General features: G+C 40.1%; 12 protein-coding genes. 8 read left to right on the plus strand and 4 right to left on the minus strand.

What is annotated here, in order from left to right; genetic code table 11:
• Window positions 1–291: 291 nt before the first annotated feature.
• From VBD025_RS06705 to VBD025_RS06725, 5 genes are all read left to right on the plus strand, one after another.
• Window positions 292–1,374 (plus strand): CdaR family transcriptional regulator, encoded by a 1,083-nt coding sequence (locus VBD025_RS06705; RefSeq protein WP_430790532.1) that lies wholly within the window; start codon window positions 292–294, stop codon window positions 1,372–1,374.
• A gap of 120 nt (window positions 1,375–1,494) precedes the next feature.
• Window positions 1,495–2,634: a glycerate kinase gene (locus tag VBD025_RS06710; RefSeq protein WP_430790534.1), complete on the plus strand. Its 1,140-nt coding sequence runs from the start codon at window positions 1,495–1,497 to the stop codon at window positions 2,632–2,634.
• 36 nt (window positions 2,635–2,670) lie between these two features.
• Window positions 2,671–4,032, plus strand: coding sequence for a GntP family permease (locus VBD025_RS06715; RefSeq protein ID WP_430790536.1), 1,362 nt, complete (start codon window positions 2,671–2,673; stop codon window positions 4,030–4,032).
• 410 nt (window positions 4,033–4,442) lie between these two features.
• A complete protein-coding gene (gene putP, locus VBD025_RS06720; protein ID WP_430790538.1) occupies window positions 4,443–5,969 on the plus strand; it encodes a sodium/proline symporter PutP in 1,527 nt (508 codons plus the stop codon).
• 190 nt (window positions 5,970–6,159) lie between these two features.
• Window positions 6,160–7,056 (plus strand): DMT family transporter, encoded by an 897-nt coding sequence (locus tag VBD025_RS06725; protein WP_430790540.1) that lies wholly within the window; start codon window positions 6,160–6,162, stop codon window positions 7,054–7,056.
• 68 nt (window positions 7,057–7,124) lie between these two features.
• Here the strand turns inward: VBD025_RS06725 and VBD025_RS06730 are convergent, their stop codons facing one another.
• Window positions 7,125–7,514, minus strand: coding sequence for an RNase H family protein (locus tag VBD025_RS06730; protein WP_430790542.1), 390 nt, complete (start codon window positions 7,512–7,514; stop codon window positions 7,125–7,127).
• A 198-nt stretch (window positions 7,515–7,712) separates the two neighbouring features.
• Here VBD025_RS06730 and VBD025_RS06735 point away from each other — a divergent pair, with 198 nt between their 5' ends.
• Both VBD025_RS06735 and VBD025_RS06740 read left to right on the plus strand, forming a co-directional pair.
• Window positions 7,713–9,002, plus strand: a complete 1,290-nt coding sequence (locus tag VBD025_RS06735; protein WP_430790544.1) for an MDR family MFS transporter — start codon at window positions 7,713–7,715, stop codon at window positions 9,000–9,002.
• Window positions 9,003–9,145: 143 nt separating this feature from the next.
• The gene (locus VBD025_RS06740; RefSeq protein WP_430790546.1) at window positions 9,146–9,652 is read left to right on the plus strand and encodes a hypothetical protein; all 507 of its coding nucleotides are present in this window, start codon (window positions 9,146–9,148) and stop codon (window positions 9,650–9,652) included.
• A gap of 129 nt (window positions 9,653–9,781) precedes the next feature.
• Here VBD025_RS06740 and htpX read toward each other — a convergent pair whose 3' ends face one another.
• Both htpX and VBD025_RS06750 read right to left on the minus strand, forming a co-directional pair.
• Complete coding sequence (gene htpX / locus VBD025_RS06745; protein ID WP_430790548.1) at window positions 9,782–10,699, minus strand: protease HtpX; 918 nt, start codon at window positions 10,697–10,699, stop codon at window positions 9,782–9,784.
• Window positions 10,700–10,827: 128 nt separating this feature from the next.
• Window positions 10,828–11,214, minus strand: a complete 387-nt coding sequence (locus VBD025_RS06750; protein WP_430790550.1) for a hypothetical protein — start codon at window positions 11,212–11,214, stop codon at window positions 10,828–10,830.
• 397 nt (window positions 11,215–11,611) lie between these two features.
• Here VBD025_RS06750 and VBD025_RS06755 point away from each other — a divergent pair, with 397 nt between their 5' ends.
• Complete coding sequence (locus VBD025_RS06755; protein ID WP_430790552.1) at window positions 11,612–12,373, plus strand: transposase; 762 nt, start codon at window positions 11,612–11,614, stop codon at window positions 12,371–12,373.
• Window positions 12,374–12,436: 63 nt separating this feature from the next.
• Here VBD025_RS06755 and VBD025_RS06760 read toward each other — a convergent pair whose 3' ends face one another.
• Window positions 12,437–14,818, minus strand: coding sequence for an EAL domain-containing protein (locus tag VBD025_RS06760; protein WP_430790554.1), 2,382 nt, complete (start codon window positions 14,816–14,818; stop codon window positions 12,437–12,439).
• Between the last annotated feature and the right edge of the window lie 4 nt (window positions 14,819–14,822).

Below are 14,822 nucleotides of genomic sequence, written 5' to 3' on the forward strand. Positions count from 1 at the left end.
CAATGTCAACACAAGATTGATAATTTTCAAATAATTGAATGCGTTTTCATACTCAAAGGAGCATACCTGAAATTTTATAGTTGTGCTCTTTTCTGTTTGGAGGATGGGGACCACAAGGACAGTAGAACCGTCCCTGTGTCCCACCATTTTTTAACTTTATTGTTATTCTGGATTTTCGTAACAAGTATGTCGGGATTATTTGAATTCAATTCTAAGTAAAGTTGAATATGGGTGCGTGGTTATCTGTTAGAATAAAAAAGAGGTTTAACGTTTTTAAGTGAGGGGTCTTATATGCGTATTACAAAAGATTTGGGTCAAGAAATTATTAAGCGTTTATCTGAGTATATAGAAGTGGATATTAATATTATGGATCTGGAAGGTACGATAGTAGCAAGTACAGATTCCGAACGTATCGAACAGGTTCATAGCGGTGCCTTAAAAGTTATTAAAGCCAGTCAGCCAGTGATTTTAACGGAAGAAGATGTAACTAATTTTCCAGGAACTAAACAGGGTGTAAATTTGCCAATCATACATCAGCATAAACTTATGGGTGTAGTAGGAGTCAGTGGTAATCCTGATGAGATAAAACAAGTCACTGGTATTATTCGGGCATCGGTTGAAATAATTTTGGAGCAGATATACATTCAAAGGCAAGCCTATTTTGTTGAAAGGCAATGGAGTCACTGGATACATCAGTTGCTGCATCCGCTGGGCTTTGATAAGGAACGATTGGAAGAGGATGCAAAATATTCATTAAAGATTAGAACTAATCAATCTTGGAAGATGCTTGTGTTGATGGGAAAAGAATCTCAATCATACTTAGAATCAATTCAAAATGAGTTATATGGTAGGCAAATTCATTTTTTGTTTGTTTTGCCGTATCTAGAGGATGAGGTAATCATAGCAATTGACCCAATGTTCAATAGAATAGATAGCTTGATAAACAAGATAGTTAATCAAACGAAAAATAATTATCACGTCGGAGTAGGAAATGTGGCATTTGGCATAAAGGGGATCCGTGACTCTTATTTGCAGGCAAAACAAGCAATAGGTTTTGCAGAATCAAATAACCAAGTAACCTATATAGACAACTGGAAGCTGGAACGATTAATTGCAGCTATTCCAGAGAATAATTACATCGCTGTTTGCAAGGAGTATGAGACGTTACTTGATAACTTGGGAAGTGAATATCTCCATACAATTAACGTATATTTTTCTGCAAATCTATCAGTCAAGGAAACTGCAAATTTATTACACGTACATAGAAATACGTTACAATACCGACTGGAGCAAATTAAAGAAAAAGTGGGACTTGATCCACGGTCTCTTTATGATGCGTTCTTATTGCGTATTATTTTAAGAAAGAAAATATGACTGTGCATCTGCACAAATTTATTGATTTAATATCTGAAAAGTTTGGATAAACCAACAATTGAAAGCGCTGTCATTTACGGGTAAATTATAATAAAGACATGTACTAAAAGGAGAGCCATTATGAATATAGTTATTGCACCAGACTCTTTCAAAGGAAGTATAACAGCTAAAATTGCATCTGAAATAATGGCCAAAGCCGTGAAAGAGGTTTTAAACGATTGTACTGTAAAAATAATGCCCATGGCAGATGGCGGGGAGGGAACGCTTGAAACGTTACTCGTATCAGCTAGTGATTCCAGGCGTGTTCGAATTACATGTACTGGACCATTAGGGGAGAATATTGATACGTATTATGGAATTGTAAATGGAAAAACCGCAATTATTGAGTGTGCTTTAATTGCAGGTTTGACACAGGTCCCTGAAGAACATAGAAATCCTGAAGCAACAACGTCGTTTGGTATTGGTGAGGTAATAAAAGATGGGCTGGATAAAAATTGTACATCTTTTATTTTGGGACTCGGAGGCAGTGCTACTAATGATGGAGGATTAGGTATGCTGAAAGCACTTGGCATGGAAGTATGGGATCGAAATGATAAGCTTCTTGGGCCTTTTGGTGGTGACTTGTTTGAGGTTGAAAAGGTAAGTTTTGAAAAGCTAGATAGCAGGCTGGCTAACGTGGATTTCAGGGTGGCATGTGACGTGAAAAATCCGTTGTGTGGTAATAGTGGAGCAAGCAAAGTCTATGGACCACAAAAAGGTGCAACACCTGAACAAATTGTGCGATTTGATCAAGCATTGATGAAGTATGGGGAGTTGATTGAAAAGGAGCTTGGTGGCTCATTCAGGAATATCCCAGGCGCTGGGGCAGCAGGTGGGCTGGGATTTGCCTTACTAGCCATGGGAGCAAAACTAGAGTCTGGGGCGAAGTTAATTGCAGATGCTAGCAATTTGGAAAAACACATCAAAGAAGCTGATCTGGTAGTAACCGGCGAAGGCCAAAGCGATGAACAAACGTTATATGGAAAAGCACCTGGATATGTTGCTGATCTAGCTGCAGAACATAGGGTCCCTGTATTACTTATATCAGGAAGCCTCTCAGGTAAAAAAGATGTGCTGCGCGAAAAATTTGCAGGATGTTTTTCGATAATACAAAGTCCGCTGACACTAGAGGAATGTTTCGTTAATGCAGAAAAAATGTTGTTTGAGCAAACAAAACAAGTTTTTCATTTAATAAATTCTATAAGTGAATTTAAGTTGTAATAAACGTTTAAAAGTTAATTAAAAAGGGGTGTAAGTATGGAGGGTTTTGGTCTTATATTATTAGTTGCTGCGGGTGTTTTGTTTATTATTTTTGCTACTGCTAAGTTAAAGTTACATCCGTTCCTGTCGTTATTGTTTGCAGCGTTTGGAATTGGAATTTTAGCTGGACTACCATTACCAACTGTTGTAGAGGCAGTTAATAATGGTTTTGGTGGTTTGATGGGTGGAATTGGTTTAGTCATTATTTTTGGTACAATTATTGGAGTGATTTTGGAGAAGTCTGGTGCAGCGCTGCGCATGGCTGAAGTAGTCTTAAGGATTGTTGGAGAAAAAAGGCCGCAATTAGCTATGAGTCTTATAGGTGCAATTGTTAGTATTCCAGTATTCTGTGACTCCGGTTATATTATTTTATCTTCATTGAAAAAAGCACTTGCAAAGCGTGCTAAAGTAACAATTGCTTCGATGGCAATTGCTTTATCAACGGGTTTATTTGCGACACATACTTTGGTGCCTCCTACGCCAGGACCTATTGCTGCTGCTGGTAATATTGGTGCTGAAGATTACCTTGGAACAATTATTTTAATGGGTATTATTGTTTCGATACCAGTAATTATTGCTGGTTATTTATGGGCAATGAGGGTAGGAACTAAAATAAAAGTTGAAGGTGAAGATGAAGAAAATCTTTCATATGACTATGACACGATACTAAAAGAATTTGGAGAAATGCCGTCTGCTGTTAAATCATTTGCACCAATCGTAATGCCTATCCTATTAATAGGATTTAGTTCTGTTATTACGTTTGCAGGGTGGACCGGAACAATTTTTGATATTTTACTGTTTCTTGGATCGCCTGTAGTTGCATTATTAATTGGTATACTGTTTGCATTCTTACTTCTGCCAAAGTATAACGAAGAGACATTAACAGAGTGGATTGGAATTGCTATTAAAGAATCAGCGCCAATTTTATTAATCACCGGTGCAGGCGGGGCTTTTGGTTCGGTTATAAAAGCTACTCCAATCGCAGACTTTATCCAGCAATTTGGAGATAGCGCATTTTTTACAGGAGCTATGTTTGTATTCATTCCTTTCTTAATTGCGGCAGCATTAAAAACAGCGCAAGGTTCATCCACTGCCGCATTGGTTATAACGTCTTCATTAATAGCTCCATTGTTAGTGGAGTTAGGGATAACAGGAGCTATTCCATTAGCTTTAGTTGTAATGGCGGTTGGTTCTGGAGCTATGGTTGTATCTCATGTGAATGATAGCTACTTCTGGGTCGTAAAGGAATTTAGTGGGATGTCCGTGACGCAAGCATACAAAGCTCAAACTGCCGCGACATTACTGCAAGGTACTGTTGCTATAATAGTAACGTTTATCTTGTGGATGGTTTTGGTATAACTAGAGTATGAAAGTAAATTTGGTGTAACCTCGTGTTAGCCAATTTGGAATTGAGTAGAGCACTCCTTAATTTTTTGAAGGTGTGCTCTTTTCTATGGACACAGGGACGGTTCTTCTGTCCCGGTGCGGGACAGAAGAACCGTCCCTGTGTCCCTTTTTTTGTAGGGAATTAGTCTGGAATTGTGCAAAAATAATAGGTAGAATTGTTTAAAAATTCGACTTATGATATAGTAAGGAATGTTGTATGTATCCACTATTTGGGGATGCATACATTTCCGTAAAAAGGGGGGGATCTCATGGAAGATTTTGCATTATCGGGTGCTACTTGGTTTTGGCTATTTGTTCCGATGCCAATATTACTTATTTTATCAACTATTACATTATTTACAGACAGGGGAGAAAAGTAAACAATGGATACAGCTACGTTAATAACATTTATAGTTTATTTACTGGGTATGCTCGCAATAGGAGTCGTATCTTATCGTTTAACAAGTAATTTATCAGATTATGTTCTTGGTGGAAGAGGGTTAGGACCAGGTGTTGCGGCATTAAGTGCTGGAGCATCAGATATGAGTAGTTGGTTACTACTTGGTTTACCAGGTGCTGTTTATGCTTCTGGATTAGGAGGAGCCTGGATTGGAGTAGGACTTGCAATCGGTGCCTATTTAAACTGGCAGTTCGTTGCTAAACGTTTAAGAGTTTATACGGAAGTATCGAACGACTCAATTACAATTCCGGACTTTTTAGAAAATCGTTTCCGCGATACATCCCATTCGTTACGTGTTATATCTGCGATTGTAACTTTAATTTTCTTCACTTTTTATACATCATCAGGTATGGTTGGTGGCGCAAAGTTATTTGAAGCGTCATTTGGTCTATCTTACGACCAAGCACTATGGATCGGCGCAGTAGTAATTGTATCTTATACATTTTTAGGCGGATTCCTAGCGGTAAGCTGGACAGACTTTGTTCAAGGTATTTTAATGTTCTTAGCATTGATCATCGTTCCAATTCGAGCAATTGCTGTTGTTGGTGGTTGGGATGCTACTATTGATGCAGTTGGTGAAATTTCACCAGGACATTTAAACATGGTTGCTGGTGTTGGTGCGATAAGTATATTATCCTCACTGGCTTGGGGTCTGGGTTATTTTGGACAGCCTCATATTCTTGTTCGTTTCATGGCTTTACGTTCACCTAAGGACGTACCAAAAGCACGCTTTATTGGTATGACTTGGATGATTCTGGGATTATACGGAGCAATATTTGTAGGACTTGCTGGTCTTGCTTTTATTAACACACAAGACGTTGGTGTATTATCACAGTTTGGTGTTAAGGTTGCTACTAATGATGCTGGTATTCAAATGCTGGCAGATCCTGAGAAGATCTTTATTGCATTTTCACAGATATTGTTTGACCCAATCATTGCAGGTATTTTATTAGCAGCGATTCTGTCTGCTATCATGAGTACAATTGACTCTCAATTACTCGTATCATCATCTGCAGTAGCGGAAGATTTCTATAAAGCTATCTTGCGTAAAAATGCATCTGATCGTGAACTAGTATGGGTTGGTAGATTAGCAGTTGGAGCTATTGCATTAATTGCTACGCTTCTTGCAACGAACCCGGAAAGTTCAGTTTTGGAGTTAGTTAGTTACGCATGGGCAGGATTTGGTGGCGCCTTTGGACCGATTATCCTTCTAGCTCTATTCTGGAAAGGTATTACAAGAAATGGAGCATTAGTAGGTATTATCGTTGGTGCAGTAACTGTTGTTGTATGGGGAGATTTCCTTTCAGGAGGAATTTTCGATCTGTATGAAATTGTTCCTGCCTTCTTCCTCAACTTGATTGTTGCGGTAGTAGTAAGTCTTATGGGCGAAAAACCATCTGCTGAAATTGAAGCAGAGTTTAATGAGACAACTAGTAGAATGAAAGCATAAAAATAAAATGATTAAGAAGAGCTCTTCCCGGTTGCGACTGGGAGGAGCTCTTTTTTTGGGACAAGGGGGGACAAGGGGACGGTTCTTCTGTCCCACACCGGGACAGAAGAACCGTCCCCTTGTCCCTTGAGTTTTGTGGTAAGGTAGAAGAATCTAAGAATCTATTAATTCGAAATTGGGTGATGGTCGAATGTTTAAGGTTTATATACTTTTATTGTTAGTAATGTTGATGTGGGGGTTAAATGTTTCTGCTTTAAAGGTTCTGGTTGAGGCGGTTGACCCAATGCTGCTGACGTCGTTTCGAATAATGACTGCTGGTATCGTAGTTTTGGTAGTTTGTTCGGTGATGGGTATTTTTAGACTTCCCTTTAAGCATGAGTGGCTGATCATTTTTTACATAGCTGTTTTTAACGTTATTTTACATCATTCGCTTGTGGCAGTAGGAATAAATATGACGACCGGGATAAACGCGGCACTGATTTTGGGAATGATGCCACTGGTTACGATGATGATGGCGGTGGTCATTCTGCGTCAGCGTGTTACATGGATAAGAGTGTCCGGGTTCGTATTAGGTTTTATAGGTGTAGTTGTTACGACGCTGACTGGAGCAGATGGACTGACTTCGGTATCGTCCGGTGATCTGATTATTTTTATCGGCGTTGTGGTGCAGGGATTCAGTTTTGTTTTAATCAGTAAGCTGAAGCCGACCTTTGATCCGCGTCTGGCAACTGGTTATATGCTTGTAATTGGATCGGTATTTATCTTTTTGTTAAGTCAGGCGTTTGGATCAGGAGTCCAGGAGATTACCTATTTGCTAGATTGGAAGCTTGGAGCGGTCTTTTTGTTTAGTGCTGTTTTAGCGTCTGCGTTTGGCCATATGACGTACAATTACGCCATTACCAAGGTGGGACCGGCAGAATCAGCCATTTTCATTAATCTGAACACACTGTTTGCCATTATCGGGGCATCTATTTTCTTAAACGAAATCATTACGATGTATCACGTGATTGGATTTATCCTGATATTGAGCGGCGTGTTTATCGGGACCGGAGCGGTTGAATACGTGTTAGCTAGGAAAAGGGGCTAGGAGGAGGGACAGAGGGACGGTTCTGTTGTCCCAATGGCGGGACAACAGAACCGTCCCTCTGTCCCGCTCTATTGGGTGCGTATGGCTGATCTGGCTAGTTTATCTGCGTTGGGGTTACTTTTTTCGGGTATCCACTTTATGAAGAAGTGGGGAAAGCTGCTTGTTGACTCTTTAATAATTGTGAGAAGCGGCAGGAAGCTTTTGTTTTTCGTGAAGTTTTTTTCTATCACATCTACAACGAGCTTCGAGTCAGACCTGAATGACAGTATTTCCCCTTGAAAATCGGCACGGCAAATTTCCAATGCTTTTATAACCGCGTGAAATTCTGCTTCGTGGTTGGACATCTCACCTAAAGGAAAACTGTATTCATAATTTTTTCCGTGTGCTTTGATATAAACCCCAGCGCCACTTATCCCAGGATTACCAATCGTTGCACCATCTGTGTATACTTCGATCACTGTATTTGCTCCTTTAATGAATGTTGTATTAAATTGTAACAAATTCCTCTCTGGCGGGACAAGAGAACCGTCCCGGTGTCCCGGAAAAATTATGTTGTGTTTGGGAGGGGTACGTGGTAAATTTTAAAAGTGTGAATTATCGGAGAAGCGGGACATGGGGACGGTTCTTGTGTCCCGTTGTTGAATTGAGGGGAACATATGAAATGGAAAGATTGGGACCGGAATTTAAAGGTCCGTTTGTATGGGGAATTTTTAACGAATGTTTTGTTCTGGATGTTTTTTCCGTTTATGGCGATTTATTTTTCGGAACATTTGGGTAAGGAACTTGCAGGTGTCCTGCTGATTGCTTCACAGCTGGTGGGAGTTTTCACGGGTTTAATTGGTGGGTATTGTGCGGATAAATTTGGCCGTAAAAAAATGATGACGATCTCGATGTTTGGTCAGGCAATTGCTTTTGTTTGTTTTGCACTCGTAAATTCACCGTGGATGGAGTCAGCTATCTTAAGCTTTGTCTGTTTTTCAGCATTGGGCTTTTTTGGTTCATTTTACTGGCCGGCAAGTCATGCGATGGTCGCCGATGTGGTGCCCGAAAAACATCGTACGGAAGTTTTTGCAGTGTTTTATACAGCGATCAATATATCTGTAGTGATCGGGCCAATTCTTGGTGGTATTTTATTCTTCGAGCATCGATTTGCTCTGCTTATAGCCAGTGCTGCGGTAAGTTTTTTGATGACTATTTTAATTCATAAATTAATTCGCGAAACCGCACCAGACTATATAGAAGAATTGACAGATGCAGAAGGGCTAAAAGGATTGCGTTTTGTAGTAAAAGAACAGCTGAGAAATTATAAAGTAATCATTAATGATAAGGCATTTCTGTTGTTCATCGTTGGCGGAATTTTTGCGGCGCAGGCTTTTATGCAAATGGATTTACTGCTTGCGGTGTTTATGAGTGAAAAAGTTCCGGTTCAGGAGCTGTTTGCCTTTGGTGATTTTTCGCTCCAAGTGGAAGGGGAAAAAGCGTTCGGCTGGATTATTGCGGAAAATGGATTGCTTGTAGCGCTCTTCACCGTGTTTATTTCGAAGTGGATGTCGAGGTACTATGAACGAAATGTATTTGTGCTGTCGTCGTGCTTTTATGGAATTTCCATGCTCGTATTCGGCTATACAACCAGTATTTGGGTAATTGCGTTTGGTATGTTTATCTTTACCGTCGCTGAGTTGATGGTTGTTGGTATTCAGGAGAGCTTTATTGCGAAAATTTCTCCGGAGCATATGCGGGGACAATATTTTGCAGCGGGCAGTCTGCGATTTGCAATCGGCCGCGCTATTGCACCGATAGCGATTCCGTTAACCGCCTGGGTTGGTTTTCAGTGGACGTTCAACATATTGTTTTTGCTAACCATAATTGGCGCTTTCATGTATGTCTGGACATTTAGAATCGTGGCACGAACAGACACAGAAGAACGCCTGAAAAACAGCATATAGGTGGGACAGAGTGGGACAGAGGGACGGTTCTTCTGTCCCTATTTTGCTTTGGGTGTTTAATGCAACAGATTTAGTGGTACACAATTACATAAGAAGAAATGCAAACACGTATATTTTATAAAATTAAAAAGGAGCTGACTATAATGGAAACACAAGAAAGAACACAAGGACAGACGAACGAGCAGACACAGGAAAAAAGTATATTTTTAAAAGGTGTAGCTATTGGCGCAATTGCCGGAGGAGCTGCAACGCTGCTTAGAAAAGGCACTCGAAGCAGAGCGAAACAAAACGTAAGCAATGCTCGAGGCACCGTAACTAGCATTACAACTAAAGTGAGAGAAAACCCGAAAGAAACCAAAGATGAAATGATGACTCGTGTTAAAGAAGCATCCAGTGTATTAAAGGATGCGGTCCAAAGCGTGCAAAAACTTTACGAAAAAGCAAACAAGGAAATTCGTGATGACGTAGGTAGTTTGAAAGAGGACTCGCGAATAGCAAAAGAAACGCTTAGTGAAGCAAAATCAGATTCTAAAGACGCAGTTGAAACAGCAAGCGAAGTTAAAAGTGATCTGAAAGAAGCTGGGAAAAAAATGAAACAAGCGAAAGAGGAAATAGTAAACGGCTCAAGCGAATCAAACACTGAAAGATAATAGATGATGTGCGGGACAAGGGGACGGTTCTCTTGTCCCGTTTTTATGGGACAGAAGAACCGTCCCCTTGTCCCAAATAAAGCAGCCTCCTGAAATTGCTTCGGGAGGCTGCTTTTAGTTTGATTTGTATTATCGTTCTTCTAGGCGTTTGATTCGTTCATCTAAATCCGGGTGAGATGAAAAGATTGACATCATCCCGCTTTTTCCGTTTATCTTCATTGTCTGGATCGCGGAATCATCCGTACGGTCTTTAAGTTTAGCGTGACCGACATGATTTTTCAACGAACGCAGGGCATGTGCCATTTTATCGCGACCTGCTAAATCGGCTCCGCCTCGGTCAGCATGATATTCACGGTGGCGTGAGTATGCGCTGACAACAATGCTTCCGAGAATCGAGAAGAGAATCTGGAAAATAATAATTGCCGCAAAACGGACAATCATTTCCATTTCTTCCCGAACAAAACGTGAAACAATTATTGCTGCGATACGTGAGAAGAAGACAACGAATGTGTTGACTATACCCTGCAGTAACGTCATGGTTACCATGTCACCATTGGCAACATGAGCTACCTCATGGGCGATAACTCCTTCAACAGCGTTATCATCCATATTGTTCAGGAGACCTGCTGATACCGCAATTAACGAGCGTTTCTTGGTAGGACCAGTCGCAAAAGCATTAACCTCGTGCGATTGATAGATTCCAACCTGTGGCATATGCATTAAACCTGCAGCACGTGAAAGGCGATGAACCTTCTCAACGACAGAACGTTCATGTGCAGATAAATTACCATCTGGATCCAATACTTTGACTTTCATCATTTTTATAGCAATCCAGCGTGAAATTGCCAGCGAGAAGAAGGATCCAATGAAGCCTACCAGTATACTGAAGACCATTAACGAACCATAATTTATCCCTAAACCAGTACCACTATTATTTTCAAAAGTTCCACTGATTCCTGTATATCGCGTAATTAGTGACCAAACGATAATAATCGTCGTCATCACTAGAATATTTGTTAATATAAAAAGCATAATACGTTTTCCCATTTACTAACCCCCATTATTATGTCTATAAGTTTATTTTAACATGGATTACCCTATAAAGGGTAGTAAGGCGGGACAAAAGAACCGTCCCTAAGTCCCTGCGGTGGGACAAGGGGACGGTTCTTTTGTCCCTATCTCCGAAATCGCTTCATCACAAGCGATGCGATTAACAGGACTAAGCAATAGACGGCGAAGAATGCGAGGAATCCCCACAGCCCCATGACGGCATCGGAGAATTCCATGCTGCCTCGATTAGTGATTGCCTGCTGCAATTCAATTGCGAATACCAAAATGATCATGATGGTAAAGGTGAATATGAATGATTGAATGGTAGTGCTCCATTTCATTTTCTCGACAAATTTGAAACATCCGTACACTACGAAAAAAGATAGAATGCCGATGATTCCAATTATCCAAAAGTGAAGTGCGTCGTCAGTCATTTCCATACCAAATCTATTGTTCAATTTATCATGTATATTATTTACGGTTTCTGCTAGTAGTAGAATAGCTTCGCGCATAATATTTCCTCCAATACATTAGGTTCCATTTCCTGGATTTTTAAGCATATGTGCTGCAATAACCTATTTTCTTCGTATTAAAACGTCGGGAGAGGATTTTGCCGGTGTGGTGGTGGGACAGAAGAACCGTCCCCAATGTCCCTCTCCCAAAACCGCCGGGACATAGGGACGGTTCTTCTGTCCCAAAATTGTTTTTCCTCCATCATCCAAAGGTACATTTTACAGTTTTAGCTTTGTTTACCCCCTGCAAATCTACGTATTTTGCTTCACGCCCCTCTGTAAAACGTCTTTTTCACAGGCATATGCCAGCTATACTTTTTTCTCATAATAGATTATTTTAGTTATATTAAATGCGGGACAGGAGAACCGTCCCGCTGTCCCGGAAGGTGAGTGGAGTATGCCGAGAAATGCTAGAAGGAAAAGTCGAAGTGGTATGTATCACATTATGGTGCGTGGGGTGAACAAACAAACTATTTTTGAGGACGATGAGGACAGGTTACGTTTGCTTGAACTCATCCAGAAATATAAAGCGATCAGTCAATTTAACTTGTACAGTTATTGTCTGATGAGTAATCACGTGCACCTCCTAATAAAAGAGTCCGATGAGTCCGTCTCCAAAACGATGCAGCGGATTAATGGAAGTTACGTGTCGTGGTTTAACAAAAAATATGAACGCAGCGGTCACCTGTTTCAGGATCGATTTAGAAGTGAAAATGTGGAGACTGCTCCCTCTTTCTTAAAAGTTCTCCGATATATCCACCAAAACCCTGTTAAGGCAGGACTTTCCCATAGTGTTTTAGACTGTAAATGGACCAGTATCAACGAATATGTAAGCCGGGCTAATCTGGTCGATATTGACTTAGCACTCAATATGTTTGGTTCGGATAAAAAAGTGGCCATCCCATTGTTTGCTGAATACATGCAAACCATAACGGATGACCAGTTTCTAGAAGATTATCATAAAAATTATCTTACTGACAGCGAAATTATCAGCCATTTAGTTTGCCTTGGTCTCTCTAACAGCAGCGCCCTGCAGCAATGTCAAAAAGACAGGAGAGATGCGATTATCCTGGAGCTAAAAACCTTAACAGGCGTGTCAGCAAGGCAGCTATCCAGAATAACCGGCATCTCCAAAAGCGTTATTGACCGAATCCGATAACTGCGAACTGGGACAAAAGAACCGTCCCCATGTCCCGCTCCAAACGGGACAGAAGAACCGTCCCTATGTCCCTAAGATGTTTTGTTCGAAGTTGCTGGCGGTTAGGGGGTGGCTGATGTAGTAGCCTTGGGCGAATTCGCAGTCTAGTTTGCTTACGAAATCGAGTTCTTGTTTGTTTTCGACGCCTTCTGCAACTACTTCCATGTGCAGGTTTTTTGCTATGGAAATTATGCTTTTTACGATTGCCAGGTTTTCGTGTTCTAGCTGGATATTTTTAATGAATGATTTGTCGATCTTTAAGCGGTCGACTGGATATTTGCGTAAATAGCTTAGCGATGAATAACCTTTTCCGAAATCGTCGATGGAAATACATATTCCATGCGAATGAAGTTCATTTAATTTTGATATAACGTTGTCTTCGCTTGTCATTTCAATGTTTTCTGTAATCTCAAGCTCTAAGAACGTTGGATCCAATCCGGTTTCATTCAAAATATCCAGGACTTTTTCGACGAAATTGTGTTCAGCAAATTGTCGGTAGGAAACGTTAACCGCAATGTTTAGCGGATCGTATCCATAAAGCTGCCATTCTCTAATTTGTCTGCAAGCCGTTCGTAAAACCCACTCACCGAGTGGCACAATCAAACCTGTTTCCTCTGCTAAAGGAATGAATTCTTCCGGCGTTACACTTCCGAGATCTTTATTCGTCCACCTGAGAAGCGCTTCTGCTCCAACTATTTTCTTTTTCTTTACATCTAATTGAGACTGGTAAAATAACTCAAACTCTTTATTCTGTTCCACAGCTTTCCGCAGCTCTTTTTCTAAAACCATATTGCGGTAGAACGAATGATTCATTTCCGGTGTATATATCTGATAGCCATTTTTCCCACGTTCTTTTATATGGTGCATGGCAGAATCCGCGTTGGTAATTAGTGTATTCGGATCCGTAGAGTCCTTTGGATAGGTACTGATACCAATGCTGGTCGTAATGAATAAACTATTTCCGTCAACCGTAAACGCCTTTTTAAAGCAATCGATAACTTGTTTTGCAAATGCAATCGCTTGCTGGCTGTTCGTGTTAGAAAGAATAAAGGTGAATTCGTCGCCGCCAATCCGGAACAAGGATGCATCAGGGAGATCGGTACATGACTTTAAGTGATTTGCAAATTGACGCAATAGCTCATCTCCACATTTATGTCCAAGCGTGTCATTGATATATTTAAATCGATCTAGATCCAGAAAAAGAATCGATAGGCATCCGTTTTTATGTTTTGCGATTTCCACTTTGCTGTATAGCTGTTCATTGAAATGTCTTCGATTCGACAATCCAGTCAGTTCATCATGAAAGGCAAGCCAGGATATTTCTTCCTGCTGTTTCTTGATGCTTGTAATATCAGTTGACACACTTAACATGCTTTCCTCATTGTTCGAGTTGATTGGCACTTTTACTGTTTTCAGCCATTTTTTATTTCCTTCAAAATCAATTGCTCGTTCTTCAGGAATCTCGGTTAAATTATTCGGGTCGTCCAGTTTGGAAAAATGAATATTTCTCCCGGTATACGCTTGGAATTCGGCCTCAGACTTACCTAATATTTCGTTAATCGATAAGCCAAAGAAATTAGCAAAACCGGTATTAACAAGCGTAAAGACTCCATTTGAGTTTAGTGAGTAAATAAGGTTAGGGTTTGCGTTGACAACGGTACTTAGAAATTGTTCTTTTTGTTCCAGCGTGATGTTCATTTTATTTATCGTGCTAGTGTGCATTCTGGTAACAAGTATTAAAATGGATATGGAGTAAATCATTACCGAAAAGCCGCTTGCAAATAATTTAGATTCAGGAAACATATTCAGGAAACCGATAAAAAATCCTACAGTTGTTGTAATTAGAAAATAAAGTAAAAACGATCGGATGTCCGCTGATTGCACTTTTGAAGATGCGATAAAACATACCACTATACAAAACAGACAGAGTAATAGATTAGCAGTGTAGATCCATGATAGATCTCCGTAAACAGGAAAAAGAAAATTAGGGTATGAGTACGATCGAACCGTTATAAAATGATTAATTCCAAGCTTACTCCATCCAATAATATAGACAGCACTGCTGAACACGAGTAAAAGCAGATTGGTTTTCTTATTAATTACGTACGACCACTTTGTTTTTTTACTGTCGGGAATCATTTCCTCCCAAATCACAAGGGCCACGTAAAATAAACTGGGTGTCAGCATAATTGTTCCGATACGGAAAAGTCTAAAGAGAATGTCTATTGTATCGGCCGACAGGTATTCACTGCCGTACAGTACAGCCACATCTAACTGCCATAAACTTGCAAAAAGTAAAAAATAAAAGAGTGCATACGATAATTTTGTTTTATCAAGTATGGAGATAATGATAATACCTGTAATAAATGAAATTACAGCAAAAAGTATCATTAGTAAAAAGAACATGGAT

Source organism: Virgibacillus flavescens, assembly GCF_050574275.1.
Lineage (GTDB): Bacteria > Bacillota > Bacilli > Bacillales > Amphibacillaceae > Virgibacillus_F > Virgibacillus_F flavescens.